The organism is Aurantibacillus circumpalustris, from assembly GCF_029625215.1.
GTDB lineage: Bacteria > Bacteroidota > Bacteroidia > B-17B0 > Aurantibacillaceae > Aurantibacillus > Aurantibacillus circumpalustris.
In genome coordinates, this window is sequence record NZ_CP121197.1 from 3,143,587 (window position 1) to 3,161,432 (window position 17,846).

At 34.0% G+C, this 17,846-nt stretch carries 18 protein-coding genes; 4 read left to right on the forward strand and 14 right to left on the reverse strand.

Translation table 11 applies throughout. The annotated features are described in order from the left end of the window. Nucleotides 1-1,125 precede the first annotated feature (1,125 nt). Nucleotides 1,126-1,800, forward strand: coding sequence for a uracil-DNA glycosylase (gene ung, locus P2086_RS13175; RefSeq protein WP_317897208.1), 675 nt, complete (start codon nucleotides 1,126-1,128; stop codon nucleotides 1,798-1,800). On the opposite strand, the gene P2086_RS13180 is transcribed toward ung, so the two are convergent. The 9 genes from P2086_RS13180 to P2086_RS13220 are packed head-to-tail and all read right to left on the reverse strand — an operon-like array spanning nucleotide 1,781 to nucleotide 9,182. Beyond that, entirely contained in the window at nucleotides 1,781-2,512 is a 732-nt protein-coding gene (locus P2086_RS13180) for a toxin-antitoxin system YwqK family antitoxin (protein WP_317897209.1), read from the reverse strand. The two genes, ung and P2086_RS13180, sit on opposite strands and share 20 nt — an antisense overlap. A 55-nt stretch (nucleotides 2,513-2,567) precedes the next feature. Then, nucleotides 2,568-3,008 carry a GNAT family N-acetyltransferase gene (locus tag P2086_RS13185; protein WP_317897210.1) on the reverse strand — a complete coding sequence of 147 codons (441 nt, stop codon included), beginning with the start codon at nucleotides 3,006-3,008 and terminating at the stop codon, nucleotides 2,568-2,570. Next, on the reverse strand, nucleotides 3,008-3,370 hold the full coding sequence (locus P2086_RS13190) for a CoA-binding protein (protein WP_317897211.1): 363 nt from the start codon (nucleotides 3,368-3,370) through the stop codon (nucleotides 3,008-3,010). The genes P2086_RS13185 and P2086_RS13190 overlap by 1 nt, the downstream gene beginning before the upstream one ends. Further along, nucleotides 3,370-4,626 carry an MFS transporter gene (locus P2086_RS13195; RefSeq protein ID WP_317897212.1) on the reverse strand — a complete coding sequence of 419 codons (1,257 nt, stop codon included), beginning with the start codon at nucleotides 4,624-4,626 and terminating at the stop codon, nucleotides 3,370-3,372. The genes P2086_RS13190 and P2086_RS13195 overlap by 1 nt, the downstream gene beginning before the upstream one ends. A 16-nt stretch (nucleotides 4,627-4,642) precedes the next feature. After that, a complete protein-coding gene (locus P2086_RS13200; RefSeq protein ID WP_317897213.1) occupies nucleotides 4,643-6,838 on the reverse strand; it encodes a S8 family serine peptidase in 2,196 nt (731 codons plus the stop codon). Continuing rightward, a complete protein-coding gene (locus tag P2086_RS13205) occupies nucleotides 6,831-7,547 on the reverse strand; it encodes a hypothetical protein (protein ID WP_317897214.1) in 717 nt (238 codons plus the stop codon). The genes P2086_RS13200 and P2086_RS13205 overlap by 8 nt, the downstream gene beginning before the upstream one ends. Before the next feature lie 32 nt (nucleotides 7,548-7,579). Next, a complete protein-coding gene (locus P2086_RS13210; protein WP_317897215.1) occupies nucleotides 7,580-7,996 on the reverse strand; it encodes a type II toxin-antitoxin system VapC family toxin in 417 nt (138 codons plus the stop codon). Nucleotides 7,997-8,007: 11 nt separating this feature from the next. Further along, nucleotides 8,008-8,265: a DUF6364 family protein gene (locus P2086_RS13215; RefSeq protein WP_317897216.1), complete on the reverse strand. Its 258-nt coding sequence runs from the start codon at nucleotides 8,263-8,265 to the stop codon at nucleotides 8,008-8,010. A 59-nt stretch (nucleotides 8,266-8,324) separates the two neighbouring features. Then, nucleotides 8,325-9,182, reverse strand: a complete 858-nt coding sequence (locus tag P2086_RS13220) for a DUF1571 domain-containing protein (protein WP_317897217.1) — start codon at nucleotides 9,180-9,182, stop codon at nucleotides 8,325-8,327. A 127-nt stretch (nucleotides 9,183-9,309) separates the two neighbouring features. Between P2086_RS13220 and P2086_RS13225 the strand changes: the two genes are divergently transcribed. After that, nucleotides 9,310-10,395 carry an HU domain-containing protein gene (locus tag P2086_RS13225; protein WP_317897218.1) on the forward strand — a complete coding sequence of 362 codons (1,086 nt, stop codon included), beginning with the start codon at nucleotides 9,310-9,312 and terminating at the stop codon, nucleotides 10,393-10,395. Nucleotides 10,396-10,412: 17 nt separating this feature from the next. On the opposite strand, the gene P2086_RS13230 is transcribed toward P2086_RS13225, so the two are convergent. Then, a complete protein-coding gene (locus tag P2086_RS13230) occupies nucleotides 10,413-11,003 on the reverse strand; it encodes a CopD family protein (RefSeq protein WP_317897219.1) in 591 nt (196 codons plus the stop codon). A gap of 48 nt (nucleotides 11,004-11,051) precedes the next feature. On the opposite strand from P2086_RS13230, the gene P2086_RS13235 reads away from it, so the two are divergent. Together P2086_RS13235 and P2086_RS13240 are read left to right on the forward strand one after the other, a co-directional pair. Continuing rightward, nucleotides 11,052-11,561: an acyl-CoA thioesterase gene (locus P2086_RS13235; RefSeq protein WP_317897220.1), complete on the forward strand. Its 510-nt coding sequence runs from the start codon at nucleotides 11,052-11,054 to the stop codon at nucleotides 11,559-11,561. 24 nt (nucleotides 11,562-11,585) lie between these two features. Continuing rightward, entirely contained in the window at nucleotides 11,586-12,530 is a 945-nt protein-coding gene (locus tag P2086_RS13240; protein ID WP_317897221.1) for a phytanoyl-CoA dioxygenase family protein, read from the forward strand. On the opposite strand, the gene P2086_RS13245 is transcribed toward P2086_RS13240, so the two are convergent. From P2086_RS13245 to P2086_RS13260, 4 genes are read right to left on the reverse strand one after another with little or no spacing between them, the layout of a single operon-like run. After that, complete coding sequence (locus tag P2086_RS13245; protein ID WP_317897222.1) at nucleotides 12,527-14,056, reverse strand: OstA-like protein; 1,530 nt, start codon at nucleotides 14,054-14,056, stop codon at nucleotides 12,527-12,529. The two genes, P2086_RS13240 and P2086_RS13245, sit on opposite strands and share 4 nt — an antisense overlap. Next, nucleotides 14,049-15,215, reverse strand: a complete 1,167-nt coding sequence (locus P2086_RS13250; RefSeq protein WP_317897223.1) for a glycosyltransferase — start codon at nucleotides 15,213-15,215, stop codon at nucleotides 14,049-14,051. The genes P2086_RS13245 and P2086_RS13250 overlap by 8 nt, the downstream gene beginning before the upstream one ends. Continuing rightward, nucleotides 15,208-16,416, reverse strand: coding sequence for a glycosyltransferase family 4 protein (locus P2086_RS13255; RefSeq protein WP_317897224.1), 1,209 nt, complete (start codon nucleotides 16,414-16,416; stop codon nucleotides 15,208-15,210). The genes P2086_RS13250 and P2086_RS13255 overlap by 8 nt, the downstream gene beginning before the upstream one ends. After that, on the reverse strand, nucleotides 16,409-17,842 hold the full coding sequence (locus P2086_RS13260; RefSeq protein ID WP_317897225.1) for an LptF/LptG family permease: 1,434 nt from the start codon (nucleotides 17,840-17,842) through the stop codon (nucleotides 16,409-16,411). The genes P2086_RS13255 and P2086_RS13260 overlap by 8 nt, the downstream gene beginning before the upstream one ends. Between the last annotated feature and the right edge of the window lie 4 nt (nucleotides 17,843-17,846).

Below are 17,846 nucleotides of genomic sequence, written 5' to 3' on the forward strand. Positions count from 1 at the left end.
GATTGGCGGCTATTTACCCGTAAGGGCTTGACATAACCGTTATTATGTGACGGTTTACAAAGCTTGTTAATAAAGACTTTTAAGGCTTTATGCGAGATTTGTAGAACGGCATATAATAAACATTATGTTAAATAGCCTCACGCTGCCCATAGAGACGTATCGGACTGGAGTATTTGCTTCGCTTCGCTCGCTAGGTTTGCGGTGGACATTAATGAAAAAAGAAAAAAAAGAATTTGTGATAGACTTTTATTTCTACCTATCAGTTTTTAATCTATTAGTGCAATAATTATGGTTATTACAATTCCTATAAGCCATATTTTCTTTATCCGTAAAGAACCAATATAAATTAAATGCCCAGTATGGCCTATACGGAAACTCTGTAATATCGGATAATCCAAGTATTGCAGAAGCGCTCCACTCTCCATCTACAAAATATTTTTTACCATTCTTTTTTATACGGAATTTTTTAAGCTGCTTATTAAAGCATCGGTAGCCTAACTTCATAATTTAAGTCCTTTTTAAATTGTGATTTAATAAAGCCTCAGGGGTTCGAACCTGGGGCTTTACAAATTTAATTACAGTTATATGTTATTTAAATATAAGTGTACTTAAACCACAATTTACCTCCCTAAAATCCTACTTTGTTTTTTGAGATACTCCAATCTTTCTAACTCACATTTAATAGCAAATTCAGCGCAGCAATACACTGTCCGTTTCCTTGTACGTATTATAGGGGATTTGTTATGAACCTTACACTTTGCCACCGCACTACCAAAGCTATTTAGACATAATAACAGTTATAATCCTACAACGGCCTTACGGCTGCGTTTCCGACTCATAACTGCGCATTATGTTAAATATAATTAATAAAAGTAAAAGTATCCATACAAGATACTTTATTGAATTTAAAGTGATTTTTTAGCGTTCTGCTCCACTTTACCGTAAGCAGGACATCTTTCATGACTCTTACAAGAAGAAACTGAAACTGATATTACGAAAGCTACAAGGACAAAGGATATAATTTTTTTCATGCCAAATAATGTATTTTGTAAAGATAACTAATTACTTTCGTTTCGGAATGTTAAAAATAAAAATTAACCCTAGGTTATTAACAAGTGGTTTTTAATGGTAAACAAGTCAATAAATGCGTCATGGAATAAACTACTCTCGGATGAATTTGAGAAACCGTATTATTATAAATTAAGTGAGTTAGTAAACAATGCATATGAAAAATCCGTTGTTTATCCTCCTTCAGAACTCGTATTTAATGCTCTTATAAAGTGTCCCCTCGATAAAATTAAGGTTGTTCTTATCGGACAAGATCCTTATCATCGCATTGGCCAAGCTCATGGTTTGAGTTTTTCGGTAAGTGATGGTATTAAAAAGCCTCAAAGTTTACAAAATATATTCAAAGAACTACTTAATGACGTGCCTGAATTTAAAATACCCAAATCTGGTAATCTTGAAAAATGGGCGAACCAGGGTGTACTCTTGTTAAATACTATTCTTACGGTTCAAGAGGGATTGCCGGGAAGTCATAAGTCTTTTGGCTGGGAAGTATTTACTGACGCTGTGATTAAATTAATCAGTGAGAATAAGACTAACATCGTATTTATGCTCTGGGGTAATTATGCCAGATCAAAAGCGGATTTAATTGATGAGAATAAACACCTTATACTAAAAGCTGCACACCCATCGCCCTTGGCACGTGGTGCATTTTTTGGAAGTAGACACTTTAGTAAAACGAATGCTTTTTTAACCGAAAAGGGTATTAATGCAATTAATTGGAACTTAGAGTAAATTTAAATTTCTCGGTACTCTTTTTTTTACCATTACTTTCAAAAATTTGCCAAACCCCTGTTTTTATATATTCTTTATTTTCAATAGAATAAATTAATTCGCCTTCTTCTTTAATTAAACCGTTTGGATAAAATGACTTGTCAGAATATTTTTTATTTGCTATATCAATTATTAAAAGTTCTGACTGTAATTCTGCATTTAAAAACCAAACTCTTTTTGAGCTGACACAATTCGCTTTTTGATCAAATTCTATCTGACTCTTTGGTAAACCGTTAGAAAAAAACTCAGTCATTCTCTCAGGTAGATTATTATTAAAATGGATCTGATTTTTTAAACCACCGCTCTCAAAGTAAACATCAATGTTACAATTTTGGGGGTCTGTGTAAGTAATATAGTGTTCACATTGACCATTTTCGAAGAAATTTTTAAATAAAACAAGCTTTCCCTCCTTGTAATAACTTATATGCATTAGTTGCCCATTATCAAAATACTCTTCGTTCCAGCCTTGCACAACAGAACCTTGCTCACTGAGTAATTCATAATCTAATTTCAAAACCCACATCATTTTGTAGTAAATAAGTACGCCTTCGCAACTGTCGAGCATTTGCTTTTGTGTGTATCGCGTCGAATACTCATGCTTATGTTGGGTTTGAGCTGATACGCTGATAGCAACAAAATCAAGTAATATTAGTATAAATAGAATGTTTTTCAACTAATTATGTGCAATTGAATGTATTAATACTGCAAGATAAAAAATTAAAATCAAATTATAATAAGCGCATTTTTATATGTGGAATATCATCTTCCAAATATTGAGAACCTTCTACTTTAAAGCCAAGGTCAGTATAAAATTTTAATAGATAGAATTGTGCAGATATTACTATGGCGTGTTCTTCGAATAAATTTTTGGTTTTATTGATTGCTTCCTGCATTAAAAACTTCCCTAAACCATTGTGCCTAAAATCTTTGTTTATAGCGACTCTTCCTATCGAAGGTTCCATGTATGAAGAATTCGGAGGAAGAATGCGGCAATACCCTATCAGCTTTTTATTTTCAAAAATCATTAAGTGATTTGAGACTGTATCTTTATCATCAACATCTTGATAAGCGCAATTTTGTTCTACAATAAAAATTTGGCTGCGTAAGTGATAGATTTCAAACAGTTCTTTTACTGATAAGGAGTTAAATTCTTTTACAATTAATTCCATTAGTATTGATCTATACTTAACAAAACTAAAGTGCATGCTTCAATAGATTCGATGCCTTTTTCCTTTGCTCTTTTTTCAAAGTCTGGATTCTCTGTACCTGGATTAAAAATAATTCGTTTTGGATTTAAACTGAAGATATAATCCTCCCAAGCAGCTTGATTTTGAGATCCGACATAAAGTGTAACTGTATGAATATCTTTTAGTTGAGGTTTATTAATTAAAATTGGTTCATCTTCAATTTTACCTTCGTGAATACCTATAGGATAAACGGTATGCCCATGGCTTTTCAATCGCTGAGTTGCTATGTAGGCATAACGTTCCTGCTTTGAAGACGCGCCTATTATTGCTGTTGGTTTGTTCATTATTCAGTATAGTTAAGATCTTTATGGAACGTTTCTTTTAAGTTAAGCCAAGCTAATGTAGCTAATATTGTAACTATTATACCAACTATAATTGCAGCCATTTGCGAATTTGGTTTACCATCTTGCTTATCGAGTATGTTTTCGAAATAACGAAATAAAAAGCTCAAAAATATAACGGAGCCTCTAACGAAATTAGGAGCGGTTGTGGTGGCGGTTGCTCTGATGTTAGTACCAAATAATTCAGCTGCTGTACTCATAAATACTGCCCAATACCCTGTAGCAAAACCAATAAGAGAAACGATGACATAGTAATATACTTCTGAAATAATGGCATATTTAAAATAGCTAAACACGGATATTGCTGTTAGGATCATGAAAATAGCCAATGCCTTTTTCCGACTTTTTAAGAGTTGACTGATAACGCCACTCGCTACATCGCCGAGTGTAATTCCTAAATAAGCATACATGATAGATTTACCTGCATCAGGTTTAAAATGCGTAATTCCCATGGATACAAATATTTCAGGAGCAAAGGTGATAAGAATACCCATCACGTACCAAACGGGCACTGCTATCATAATTATACTGAGGTACTGCCCTGCCCTATTTCTATTACTAAAAAGGTTCAAAAAATTGCCTCTACTAATTTCACTTTTACGAAGAGATTCAAACATCCCAGACTCAAAAATGCCAACTCTTAATACTAATAAAATAAGACCCATGCCACCACCAATAAAAAAACTCCAACGCCAATCGGTAATAACGTCTCCCATAAAACCTGCAACAACTGCACCAAATACACCAACGGTTGCTACTATCATTGTTCCAATTCCGCGTTTTTCCTTACTCATTGTTTCACTTACAAGTGTGATTCCTGCACCTAATTCACCAGCTAATCCAAAACCTGAAATAAATCTTAATGCAGCATACCAACCAATAGTCGTTACAAATCCGTTTGCGATGTTGGCTAATGAATACATTAAAATTGACCCAAACAACACTGAAAGTCGCCCTTTTTTATCCCCTAGTATTCCCCAAAATAAACCACCAAGCAACATCCCCCCCATTTGCCAATTGAGAAGATTCATGCCAATATTTTTGAGATTTTCGTTGGTTGCAGCTGAGCCTAAAATTTCCGTTAGACTATCTTTTCGCTCAACGCTAAAAAGTACAAGATCATAGATATCGACAAAGTAACCTAGTGCAGCTACAATAATAATTTTATTCAGAGGAGCCCCTGAAAGAGTTTTATTCATACTTAATTTCGACTCGCTATAATTTGAGAATCTTTTTTACTTTAGTTCCTTTATTCGTTTGCACTTTTATTATGTAGATGGCGTCGGCCAGACTGCTTATATCATAGGTCATCATGAGGTTATATGGGTTATAATCGAGCTTTGAAAGTGTGTGACCCATAAGGTCAGCGATTTCTATGGTTATGAATTCGTAACCTGCATCTGTTAATCTTATGGTCATTTGCAAATCAGTTGGATCGGCAAATCCAGTAAAATCAAAATCCACTTTTGGTGCTGAGGGCAACGGAACCAGAGTTACGGAGTTTATTGAAGTGGAAGAACAGTCTGTTAAGAGTGCAAGCGTGTCGTTATTATTTAAATCGTTATAGTACTTTTTTGAAAATGAAATTTTATACAAACCTTTATTGAGTGTAATAGAATATGTTCCGTTAAAGTCGGTGTAGGTTGAATCGCTTTGCGCAAGACTTGATAGGCTTGTAAATTTTACAAGAATGCCAGAATGATCAATTTTGGCATTTAACAATGCGGAGGATTTTAGTTCAAATTTCAACGGTGCTGTGGGTAATGGCAATAATGATAAAGTACTCACTGAATTTGGTGAACAATCGATAAGTATTGAAAGCGTATCACTTTTATCTACGTCGTAATAATTGTTTTTTGCGAAGGAAATTTTATACTTACCCTTGCTAAGTCCAACTGAATAGGTACCATCGGCCTTTGTATAAGCCGAATCGGACACAGCTATGGTTGACGCAGCTGTAAATTTTATGAGAATACCAGAATGATCATGTTTACAATTGAGAAATGCTGAAGATTTTAATTCGAATTTATAAGGTGCCATTTTAGGCAAACCCCAACCGCGAGAGTTATTTGGCACGCAGTGATTATTTGCTTCTTTTTTGAGTGTCTCTAAAACCTTGATGTTATTATAATCTTTATGAGCTTGCCAGAAACAAGCCACAGCGCCAGCTAAAATAGGCGTAGCAAATGAGGTGCCGTTGCCGGGAAATCCGTCATAATTTCCATCGCTCACCCATGAGCCTACTCCCCTTGCCACTAAGTCTGGTTTAATGCGTCCGTCAAATGTAGGACCAACAGAGCTAAAAGCCGCCACACGATCTAAACTATCGACAGCTCCCACCGTACAGATGCTATCGGCGTCGCCTGGAATACTGATGTAATGAAATGCAGCTGCCCCTTCGTTGCCAGCAGCGTTTAAAACGAACAGCCCTTTACGAGCTGCCATATTTGCGGCGATGCTCATAGGCGCTTTTCTTCCTGTAAGTGTCGCATAGGTGTGATCCATGTTATGATCATCAAAATCTGTATATCCTAGAGAAGTGGTAAGAATATCTACCCCAACACTATCTGCAAATTCAGCTCCGCGTATCCAATTGTATTCTTCACTGATGGTTTCTCCCGCTGCTTCTTCTGTTCGAAATAACCAAAAATTAGCAAGTGGCGCGGATCCTAGAATTCTGCCAGGTTTATTGCCGGCAATACAAGAGAGTACCATTGTTCCATGGTTACTACCCGAATAAACATTAGTTCCGCCATCAACAAAATTTCGGGTTCCAAGAATACCTCCTCTATTTCTTAAACTATCAAATACGTGATATGTATCAACAGTAGTAAATCCAGCATCAAGAACCGCAATCGTCATACCCTGCCCTCGATAACCACTTTCGTGAAGAGGTATTAGATTTAACTGTTCTGTTTGCCAATAAGAACCACCGTAACTATAAGCACTTGAAGTATTACTTGAAGAACGTGCAACTGGAAATTCTGACTTTGGATTAATTTCTACAGGATCGTTATTATTTATATGATACCTTTTAACTTTATTGGTATCTAGCACAAAACTAAACGTTCTAATTGTGGTTAAAGCAGTAACCGCTTGCGATCTGCTTGGAACAGAAACAACAACACCGTTTAGCCATTTGGAAGCATACAAAACCGTTACATTGGGAACGCTTTCAATTTGACTGATATATGTTGGGTTAACCGGTAAATCAGTTGCATCAAGAGGTATATTATAGGTCGTTCTTCGGTCGATAGATTTTTGAGTAAGAAAGGTAGACGGATTTGATAATGTAAAAGGCGTACCAATTTTGTCGGTAAATGTCACCCAATACTTGAATTGACCAAAAAGGTTTAAACCCGAAAAAAGGAAAAGGAATGCAATTAAAAATGAAGTGTTTTTTTTATTCATGACCATAAGTAACCAAAGTTTGTTTGTAGATAATACCGCTTCCGATTCTGTCTTCAACGAGTATGTTTGCAATAATTGTATTTGATAAAAGATCTTTAATTTCTCTTGAGACCAAACCAATTCCAGCAGCATATTTTTCAACATAATACTCGTAAGATATATGTGTTCTGTAATCTTTTTGTTTCACAAGAAGAACTTTTTCGAGCAAAATACCATTTATTACTTCGCGGCGATCGATATAGTCGTAGTAATAATCTAACTCTGGAAAAGTGTTATTTGCGTTTCCATTCCAACTTGTTTTTTCTGAAACTGGAAAAATTAACTTGGTATATCTAACGTTGGATTCAACAACTTGTATATTAGTATTACTTGTGTTAACCATCCAGACTTCTTTAACTGTCCATGGAATGCTATCATAAGACATTAATGGGTTGTACCTTTTTATGTAGCGTTCAAGTCTTATTGCAGGTTGACCTAAATTGTCAGTGTAAGAATCTGCTATTTTTTCTTTAATGCGATATTTATAAACTAGTGTATCTTTTGGAAGTTGTGTATAAACAGTGCTGTCTATGTCATAAACAACATAAGTTCCCGATGTAGTTGGGTAATATTCTAAACCTTGAATGGAAGGATCTGCTGGTACAATTTTTTTAGCGCATGAGAACATTGAAATTACTATAAAACTTAATATGAATAGATTATTTTTCAATCATTTAAAGATAATAAAAAGAAACAGGATATTTAAAAAATATAATTTTCGAGAAAAGCTCGACTTGTTAACACTTCTATTTCTGAAAAGTAGAAGTCAGATTGATCTTCTGTTACAATACAGACACAACCGCTATCAATAGCAGAATAATATTGTAAGCCGTCTTCAAGGTCATGTATTTTCTTATTCTTCACGACTGACTCAACAGATTTTGGACCTACCGCAGTAAAATTTAATTTTTGAGAAAGAATATTTAATTTTTGTCGGGCTACGAGAGTTCCTGATTTTTTCTCGGAAAAATAAAACGCTATCGCCAGGCAAATTGGCGAGGTATATAACTTAAAACGAGTGCTTTCGGTTAAACTGAGTACTCTTGAACTATAAGTAAAAACTGGATATTCTTTGTTTAAAACAGAAATTAAAACATTCGCGTCTAGAAATACTTTCACGGAAAAGCTGTTTATTTTTTACGATTATGGTACTGCGCTTTAAGCTTTGACCGACTTTTAGATGGAGTTGTATACTCAGCTTTACCTTCGGCAATATTTGCTACCCAATCTGAAATTGGAAAATCTTCGATGGAAGCATACTGTTTAGAAGTGATTTTATCGAGAATTAGCTCTAACATGCGAGAAAGACTCATGTTTTGAGTTTCGGCATATAGCTTGGCTTTTTCAATAATGACCTTGTTAAACGATAAAGTAACTTTGGCATCCATGGTATAATTTTTTATACGACAAAGATAAAAATAAAATACGTATAAGACAAATTTTGAGATTAGAATCCGTAATCTTTGTATGTTTTTGAAAACTCTTTATCGTCAAACTTTGGATTTACCTGCAGAAAATGATAGTTGTATTCTTCGAACAAACCTTTATCATCAAAAACCTTAATACTGATGGGTAAAAAATAAAGTTGATCAACATACATTATTACTGTTTTGGCATACCAATTCGGAATTTTAATTTGTTGTCCAGTTTTAAGAATATCAAAATAGTCTCTGAATTTCGGATTTTTTTCAAGAATCATATACTCTGCAATATGAAATTTACGGGCAATGGAGGTTATACTTTCACCTTCACCGATAGTATAATCTATATATTTAAAATCCTTATTATCAATTAAAATCTTATAACATGGTCTATTATTGACACGATCTTCACCATCAACGGAAAAAACGTGATCAAATTTATCTTCTAGTTTATCGATTGTATTTTGAATGATGTTGCCGAAATAATCATATCCCATTTCATTGAGCGTATGATGTTGATCTTGTCGCATTAAATTTCCCATTGGGTCCAAATTTAAATTGAAATAGGGAAATGAATTAGGTTTTACTAACGCTCTACCCTGATTTTGTCCTTGCACCCAAAGCACCTCAATACCTTTGATATACAAATAAATGAGACGCGGGTTTCGGCTAAATTTAACCACGCTTTCATAAAAGTTATATCCTTTTTTACCCCGTTCTGTAATTTTAAGATGGTATTTTAACCCTTTAAGTTCTTTTATTGATTTAAGACTCTTTGTAATTATTTCTTCGCACGTTAACTCAGCTTTTTGAGAATAACCAGTTCTTAAAAGTGTAAAAAAAACTAATAGAAAAAAGGAGAATTTGTTTATTTTAAAAATCATAAGCGGCGCAAAATTACTATAATCATTATAATGGCTCGCTATATTTGAAAGTATTTAATAAAAAAATGATTCACAGTAAATTTCATTCTTTATATTTGAAATAGAAGTTTACATTTGTGACCCTAAAATGAGCGTTCAACAATCCATAATACGAGGTATTAAAGAGCAATTGTTCTTTAACGATTACCTTGTTTTGCCAAATTTTGGAGGGTTTGTACTTAAATCAAGGGCTGCTCACATTTCGGTTTCAGGTGGATTACTGCTCCCGCCATCAAAAACAGTAAGTTTTAATGCCCAGTTGAAGCAAAATGACGGTATTTTATCGAGCTGGTTGCAAAACGCACTAAAATGTACAGCAATTGAAGCTACAGCGCATTTAAATGATTTCTCAGAGTTTTGCTCAGGGATTTTGACTGCTAAAAGACGATTGTCTATTGAGGGAATTGGCTTTTTTTATCTCGATTTCGAAAATAATATTTGTTTTGAACCACAACAAGATTCAAATTTTCTTAGTTCAAGTTTTGGTTTAGGTGCAGTTTCAATTAAAGAACTTGAAAATAAGGTTGTTGAACCTAAAAAAGAAACTGTATTTGTAGACAGGGTAAAACATACCGAAGAACCCACTTCACCACTGTTGCTGTTGCCAAAAACTAAAAGAAGCTATGGAAAAATGGTAACTCCACTTTTAATAGCAATTTTATTTGTGAGTGTGTTGGGTTTACTTGTAAATAATTTTCCGGTTAACGGTGAACTGCGATCTTCTTTATTCGGTAGTGAATCAAAAAGAAGTTATGTTGCTCTTAGTTATCCTGAGCTTAAACTTCAAAACAATACAGTTAATGCATCGACTTATGTAGCTGATGCAAATGGTATTGCCAATATAGAGCTGGAAAACTCAAAGAAAATCGCTGTAAATGTGTTTAATAACAGTAATAATTCAACTGACTTAAACCGCTTAAATTCAGTTAAATACACAAGTGTAAAGTCGGGAAAATATGAAATAGTATTGGGTTGTTTTACAGTTTTGCAAAACGCAAAACGAATGATCAAAAAACTTTCAAAACAAAAAGTAAACGCAGAAGTAACTGGTCAAAATAATAAGGGAATGTACGTGGTGAGTAATGGCAGTTATTCTACAAAAGACGAAGCGATTGAAAGACTTCAAGAACTAAAGGATCGGTTTCCACATGCTTGGATAAAAAGCGGCGAATAAATAAAACAATAATTCATTTATTCTCTTTTCCCATTAGAAGTACTATCTATTTTCTTTGTTAACTCATCTATTTTATCTTGCTTACGACTTTTCTTGTAAATAAGAACTCCAATCATTAATGTTGCAGCGAAACCTAAAAGGCCTAAGAGCCCTACAAAAAGGCCTGAGGTAGATTTAACAACCACTAAAAATACAATTGCTACGAGCAAAACAGTCGCTAATTCGTTTAATAATCTAAGTTTAAGAGATGAAAGTCTAAAGAGACCTTTCTTTTGTTGTGATAAAATTCGTTGACACCCAAAATGGTAAACAGTTAATACTCCAACGGCAATTAGTTTTAACCACATCCATGAAAATTCGAGATACGAAGGGTTTTCCCAAAGCATCCAAAATCCAAATATATATGTTCCAAATAAAGAAGGCCAACCTATAATGTACCAAAGTTTGGTTTGCATTATGAGTAATTGCTCAGTTAAAATTGGTTTAGCGATATCGTCTTTTTTTTGAGCTTCGGCTGTGTAGATAAAAAGTCGAACAATGTAAAAAAGTGCAGCAAACCAACAAACTACAAAAATAATGTGAAGTGCTTTTATGTATGAAAAATCCATGGACAAAAGTAAGGTATAATAGTTAACTTTGCGCGAAGAATTACACTTATGAAATCAAAAACACCCGCACAATCAGCAACCATTAATACAGAGGTTGTACTCCCAAACGATACGAACCATGTAGGAAATCTTTTTGGAGGAAAACTCATGCAATGGGTTGACATAACTGCTGCCATTGCTGCACAAAGGCATTGCGGTCGTGTTGTAGTGACAGCAGCCATAAATCACGTTTCTTTCGATAATCCAATAAAACAAAATAGTATAGTAACCTTAGATGCTAAAGTAAGTAGAGCATTTACTAGTAGTATGGAAGTGTTTGTGGATGTATTTGTTGAAAATACAACAACTGGTGCTAAAACAAAATGTAACGAAGCTATTCTTACTTTCGTTGCCATTGATCAAAATGGTTCTCCCCTGCCCGTTCCGCCTATTGTTCCTGAAACTGAAAGTGATAAAAAACGTTTTGATGGCGCCTTGCGCAGAAGACAATTATCTTTGGTTATAGCTGGTAGAATGAAAGCAGACGACGCAACGGAATTAAAAGCCTTATTTTCTTAAATTAAATTTCTTTTATTTAGAACGATGATTGAGATAATAAGACGTTTAAAGTTAGCCTATTCGGTTTACAATTTTTTTCACAGAAAAGAACTGCATCATAACGAAGCACTCTATAAAAAACTGGGCATCCGTAAAAAATATTATTCACCTGTTTCAAGCAAAGATTTTGAGAATCTCTCGGCCGAAGTTAGTCACGTATCTGTTGATGAAACCAAATTAAAACAAACAAAACTCTTTAAATCAGTTGATAGTGAAAATCAAAAAAGTCTACTTGAATTTAATGATAAAGGATTTAGCATTTTAAAAAACTATTTATCTTCTGAAACAGTCTATAAAATAAATCTAAATATTGAAAATTTACTAAAAGATAAAAAGGTAAAGTTTGGTTATGGCGGCAAGATTATGTTTGCGATTCACGTGTCTGAACTTTTAAATTCTATCGGTAATAATGAAACGTTACATGAGTTGTTGTCTGTTTTGCTCAATGGTAATTCTGTTCTGTTTCAGAGTATTAATTTTATTAAAGGAAGCGAACAGGATACACATTCTGATTCCATTCACATGACCACTTATCCTCTTGGGGGATTATTGGGCGTTTGGATAGCACTGGAAGATGTTGATGATGAAAATGGACCATTGCATTACTATCCAGGCAGCCACAAACTTCCGTATTATCTGAATAAAGATTACAAGAACGAAGGAAATTCTTTTTTGATTGGTAACAAATCGTATTCAGAGTACGAAAAAATGATAGGGAAGAAAATCGAAGAGCTCGGACTGAAGAAAGAAATTTTCAAAGCAAAAAAAGGTGATTTATTAATTTGGCATGCTAATCTTTTTCATGGTGGTGAAAAGCACAAAAATCCAGAAACGACTAGAAAAAGCATGGTGTTACATTACTTTAAAGAAAATTGTATTTGTTACCACGAAATAACACAGCGTCCAGCTCTCATAAAAGATTTCGATTAATTTTTCAGCCCTTCTTTTGGTTTTGAATGCAGTTCGAACCTTGAAAGCGGACGTTTTGAATACTGCCAATTGAATCCTTTAAGTTTTGCATTTTCAATATCTACATCCTTAACTGGATCAATGTTCCCTTCAGTTTTAGGTTTCATAGCTACACGGTCCATCTCACCTTTTTTTAACCACATGTAAATCTCTGTACAACCTGTTTTATTGAGTCCAATAAGTTTAGATTCGTTTTTTGGGTAATACATAATTTCGGCACTACCGCTAACTATTACCCTTCGAATGGAGTCTTCAGTTATTATGCCATCAATGGTTTTACCCGCGAGTTGATTATACTTGTCTTTATTATGAAGGCTATCTACCTGTTGTATTAAAAATGCTTTTCCCTCCAGATGAAATCCTTTAATCTTGTTTTTACCAATATCCACTTTAATTATTTTAGAAGTGGCCTGAGCATTCGTGCTCCAAAGAACAGGTGTGTTAAACAATTGCATTAGCGAATCCTGCGTATTCATTGTGGCTGAATCGCAAATAGCTTGAAGATTTTTTTTAAAAATCTTTACATGATGAAATGCATTTAAAAAATTGTTTACTGAATCAATATCTCTGTGGTATAAAGTATCTGCGGCAATAAAAACTGTATCCTCTTCAAGTATTCTAGCATATATAGCCTTCTTAGTAACGAGTGCCTCCGATTTTAATTCTCTGTATTCAACGTAATCGCCGTAAATTATTGACTTTTGAGAGGTGTCAACCATTGTAACGTTTCTAAATGCTCTACCATACTTTAGAGTGCGATCATAAAACAAACTATCACCTCTAAGTTTTTGCTGGGAAGTAACCAAAACGGCATTTTTACTAAAGGCTGCATTTTCCTTATTAGTATCGTACCAACCATTTTCACAATAGATGTAGTCTGATTTACTGAGAATAATACTTGGTCCAAGAAAGTAGGAAGTCCTAGTCGGTACTTTATATTTTAAAGTGTCGGAATTCATTTTATAATCAGGGTTTGTTAACACGACATCGTAATGAAACGTAGCTTCCTTTGTGGCTGAATAATAGTGTCCGTTTTTACTCACTAGAGTGTTTTCTTTGTTTACAATAGTGCCGCCATTATAATAATTGGCAACCGATGCACCTACATCAAAAGTCAAAAGATTGGTAGTAAGTGTCATGTCTTTTTCAACGCATTTTACATTTCTTTCGAGCGTCGCAATTCTGGTTTTACCATCATAAAGGAGTCGATCGCCTGTAACTGTTATGCTATCTCCTTTGGTAATTAAGATGTTTCCACGGGCTATCATTTGGTTTGTTTCCGAGTAAATGTATGCTGTATCACAGTATAATAAGGCTCCTTCGTGTTCACAAATAACATGACCACTTAGAACCTTGGCGCTGTTTTTAGATTCGTCGTAAGTGAGATTATCTGCATTTCGAACTTGTATCTGTTTTTTACTGGTTTGACCGGAAGCCACCAAAAACAAGACGAAAAATATTATGGTATGAATGACCCTTTTAAACATTTCTCTTAATTGGTTGCCAAACACTTGTTTTTATACCCTTTGTAAATTTCACAAAACCCTCCAGGAGAGCAAGATTCATCATGTAAAAGTGACTAATAAATTTTAAACCTGAATTCTTAAATTTAAACAAATGATCTAAGACTGGAAATGAAAACCCGAACAGTTGAAGGAAAAACAAAGGAATAAAAATTGGATGCCAATAAATTAAAGCGGCAGAAACACTAAGACTCATAAACAGGAAAAAAGGTGTTAACCAGCGTAATACCTTGTGTGACCAAAAAGCGTAGCTAACAGGTTTTCCAATTGCGAAGAGTAGTTTTTTGAAGAAGAAAAGATTTTGAAAATTACCTGAAGAAATTCGGACCTTGCGTTTATATTCACCTGCAGTATCGCTTGGTAAATCTTCTATACAGATTGCGTCTGGATTAAATAAAGTAAATTTACCCCTATTTAAAACTTGCATGGTTATATAAAAATCATCAACAATAAAACGAAGAGGCACTTGAGTAAACAAATTATCTCTAATGGCATAACAGCCACCTTCGGCCCCCATAATCAAATTAAAAGCATTGCTTTCACACGTTTTAATTTTATTCTCCATTGAAAGGTATTTTTTTTCTTGTATCGCAATTCCTTCGTCATTAATAGATTCCTTAAAAATATTTGCTGCTACAATACCAACTCTTTCATCTTTAAATTTTTTAACCAATTCAAAAATTGTTGTCGGTTTAAAAATAACATTAGCATCAGTCATAATTAATATTTCAGCATCTTCCAGCGACTGCAATTGGTTAATAATGCTAATTTTCCCAACACGACCACTAAATTTAACTAGTTCGAGATTTGGATAATTTTGTTTTAAATTTTCAACGATGTTATCTGTATTGTCTTGTGAAGCATCTGACCCAACATAAACTTTTATTTTTTTTAGCGGGTAAGTTGAGTTAAACACAGAATCAATTTTTTCTCCGATTACTTTCTCTTCGTTGTACGCTGCGATTAAAACCAGAACATTTGGCAATTCATCCTCGATTGAATACTCAACTATTTTTTTCTTTGTTTTAGAGAAAAACAAAATCATACTTAATGGATAAATTACATAAGTGTGTACAATCAAAATACCCGAAACAAAAAATATTATCAGTAAAGTACTATGCATTCAATAACTGATTATAGAATTCAACTAGTTTTGAGGTTACTTTAAAATTGTCGAATTCAGATTTGGCAAACTCTGTAGCATTTTTTTCTATTTCTTTTCGTACCATTTGATTTTCTAGAAGTTTAATAACTGCATTTGAAAAATCAGTTGCATTATCAGCAATTAAAATATTTTTCTTATTGGTATAATTAATACCTTCTGCGCCAATACTAGTACTAACAATCGCCTTTCCATAGGCCATACCTTCGATTATTTTAATTCTTAAGCCGCTGCCAGACCAAAGAGGCACAATCATAATTTGATGCTGTTGAAAAAAAGCTTTTCCATCTTCAACATTTTCAATGATTAACACATTTGGACGGGTGATATGAAAAAATTCAAGAGGCATCCCCCTACCCGCTATGATTAATTTAGCTTCTGGAACAGCTTTATGAACTTTATCCCAGCAATTATCAAGAAACCAGTTTGCAGCTTCTTGGTTTGGAAGCCAATCCATAGATCCAAAATAAAAGATAGTTTTTGCCTTTTCTACTAAGTCTCCTTTGGTTAGATAACTTTGAACGTCCACCCCTGTAATGCATGTGTAAATAGGCTTTACAAATCCCATATTTTTAAATTCAGCTTCGTCAGTCCGCGTTATTGGCACAATGGCGTCTACTTTTGAAATAACCTTCATTTCAAACTTTTTAAGACGAGTATTTTGAATACCAAGGTAGAGTTTCTTAACACTCATTTTTTCATGTGCAATGTGCCTCTTCCAGATATTATGCTCAATATTATGCGCTCTTAAAACGATTTTAGCAGTTGAATGTTTTTTTATAGTATCAATATAAACGCCCATAAATAATCCCTCAATTTGAATGATATCAAACGAGTTGCTCTTTAATAATTCGATTAGTTTCTTCTCAAAAGCATTAAAATAAAAGCGTGAAACAAAGTAGGAGTTACTTGTAAAAAGATTTAGAATAGCACCGAATGTTGAAGTGTTTGTGTTTCTATAGACTGTTGTGTAATGAGATTCTTCGGCAAACTTTTTGGGAACATCGCCATCAGGCTTAAAATGTTTTTTAGTATTTATACTTATTAGATGGAGATCGACTTTGTTTTCAATAAATCCTTTCGCCATATTGTAAATAGCAATACTACTTCCGTCGTTGGCGGGATAAGGTGCTTTGTTGGCTATTTGAAGGATTTTAAACACGCTCTTTTTTTCTAAATAATTTACCAGCCCAAGTGTAATAAATAGTGGCGTCAAAAATAACAGAATCATTTGCGGCCTTAATGGTTAAAAAAACACTTATCGGTAAAAAAATCAAAAGTGGTGCCCATAAAGCCTGCCAGGGTGGTAAAATAGAATCAATTGCTAGAGAATTAAACATTTCGGTGAGAATGTAATAAGCTAGAAAGAAAATAACTGATACAATAACTGGAAGGCCCAGTCCACCTTTTTTTATGATAGCTCCTAAAGGCGCACCAATAAAAAACAAAATTATACAAGCAAAACAGACGACGATTTTTTTATGCCATTCCATAAGATATTGTTTTAATTGCCGGTCTTCGTTTTCTAAACCCAAACTATAATTATCAATATTTCCGGCAGCGGTACGACTAATATTTAAGGCATTTTGTATTGCCATATTAAATTGATCGTATTTAAGACTGTCATAAAAAGCCAAAACATTAACATTCGGGAAAGAGTCTTTTTTATTTTGTAAAGCCGACGTTCTACTATAAAATGAAATAAGCGATTGTGATTTAAGATTATCGAAGCGTCGATTCAGAATCCGTTTAGTTGAATCAATTACGGAATCAATCTGCCAAACATTCAGCATCTCTCCATGACCTTTAAATAACTCCTCACTTGTACGTTTCATCTTAAAATCTTCAAGCGGAATATTTACCTGTAACTGCTTATAGTTTAGCTGAGAAAATGTGTGTTTGGATGAGCTGTTTATGCTCGTACCTTCTTCATAACGATTACCATCTCTTAAAATGAGCACCAGTGCGGAAGTGTCGGCTGTAGTTGTAATTTTACCTGACTCAGAATACATTTGAACGGTATTACCAAGGTGCGAACTGTGATCATAGATGTATAAATCATACAAAACATCCTTTTTTGGCGATTTTTTACCAACCCTGAGACTATAATTATCAATTGCGTTATAAAAGATGCCTTCTTTGATATTTACTGCCGGCTTTTTTTGACGGATATCATACAACAAGGTTGTTGATTTTAAATGAACGATGGGTAGAACAAAATTATTGAACAAGAATGTAAGTCCTGCGAGTATTAGCACTAAAACAAAAACTGCTTTAACAATTTTAAACAAAGATAAACCAGATGATTTCATGGCTGCTAATTCATAGTTTTCGGCCATATTTCCAAAACTCATGATAGATGCTAATAAAACAGCCAATGGAATGCATTGCGGAATAATTGCAATCCACGCATAAGCAAAAAGTCTCATTAAATCAATGGTTTTTAGTCCCTTGCCAATAAAATCATCGAGGTAAGTTATTACAATTTGAGCTAGAAATAACAAGAAAACACTTATGAATAATGTTGCAAAAAATGGCGGTAAAAACGATCTCAGCGTGAGTGTATGTAGTTTTTTCAGAAACACCATTTCG

What these genes read in the sequence shown, in the direction of transcription:
- P2086_RS13245 (WP_317897222.1), bottom strand. Translation starts at nt 14,056, where the DNA reads ATGTTTAAAAGGGTCATTCATACCATAATATTTTTCGTCTTGTTTTTG.
- P2086_RS13240 (WP_317897221.1), top strand. Translation starts at nt 11,586, where the DNA reads ATGATTGAGATAATAAGACGTTTAAAGTTAGCCTATTCGGTTTACAAT.
- P2086_RS13190 (WP_317897211.1), bottom strand. Translation starts at nt 3,370, where the DNA reads ATGAACAAACCAACAGCAATAATAGGCGCGTCTTCAAAGCAGGAACGT.
- P2086_RS13230 (WP_317897219.1), bottom strand. Translation starts at nt 11,003, where the DNA reads ATGGATTTTTCATACATAAAAGCACTTCACATTATTTTTGTAGTTTGT.
- P2086_RS13225 (WP_317897218.1), top strand. Translation starts at nt 9,310, where the DNA reads ATGAGCGTTCAACAATCCATAATACGAGGTATTAAAGAGCAATTGTTC.
- P2086_RS13250 (WP_317897223.1), bottom strand. Translation starts at nt 15,215, where the DNA reads ATGCATAGTACTTTACTGATAATATTTTTTGTTTCGGGTATTTTGATT.
- P2086_RS13215 (WP_317897216.1), bottom strand. Translation starts at nt 8,265, where the DNA reads ATGGATGCCAAAGTTACTTTATCGTTTAACAAGGTCATTATTGAAAAA.
- P2086_RS13220 (WP_317897217.1), bottom strand. Translation starts at nt 9,182, where the DNA reads ATGATTTTTAAAATAAACAAATTCTCCTTTTTTCTATTAGTTTTTTTT.
- P2086_RS13260 (WP_317897225.1), bottom strand. Translation starts at nt 17,842, where the DNA reads ATGGTGTTTCTGAAAAAACTACATACACTCACGCTGAGATCGTTTTTA.
- P2086_RS13195 (WP_317897212.1), bottom strand. Translation starts at nt 4,626, where the DNA reads ATGAATAAAACTCTTTCAGGGGCTCCTCTGAATAAAATTATTATTGTA.
- P2086_RS13235 (WP_317897220.1), top strand. Translation starts at nt 11,052, where the DNA reads ATGAAATCAAAAACACCCGCACAATCAGCAACCATTAATACAGAGGTT.
- P2086_RS13185 (WP_317897210.1), bottom strand. Translation starts at nt 3,008, where the DNA reads ATGGAATTAATTGTAAAAGAATTTAACTCCTTATCAGTAAAAGAACTG.
- ung (WP_317897208.1), top strand. Translation starts at nt 1,126, where the DNA reads ATGGTAAACAAGTCAATAAATGCGTCATGGAATAAACTACTCTCGGAT.
- P2086_RS13200 (WP_317897213.1), bottom strand. Translation starts at nt 6,838, where the DNA reads ATGAATAAAAAAAACACTTCATTTTTAATTGCATTCCTTTTCCTTTTT.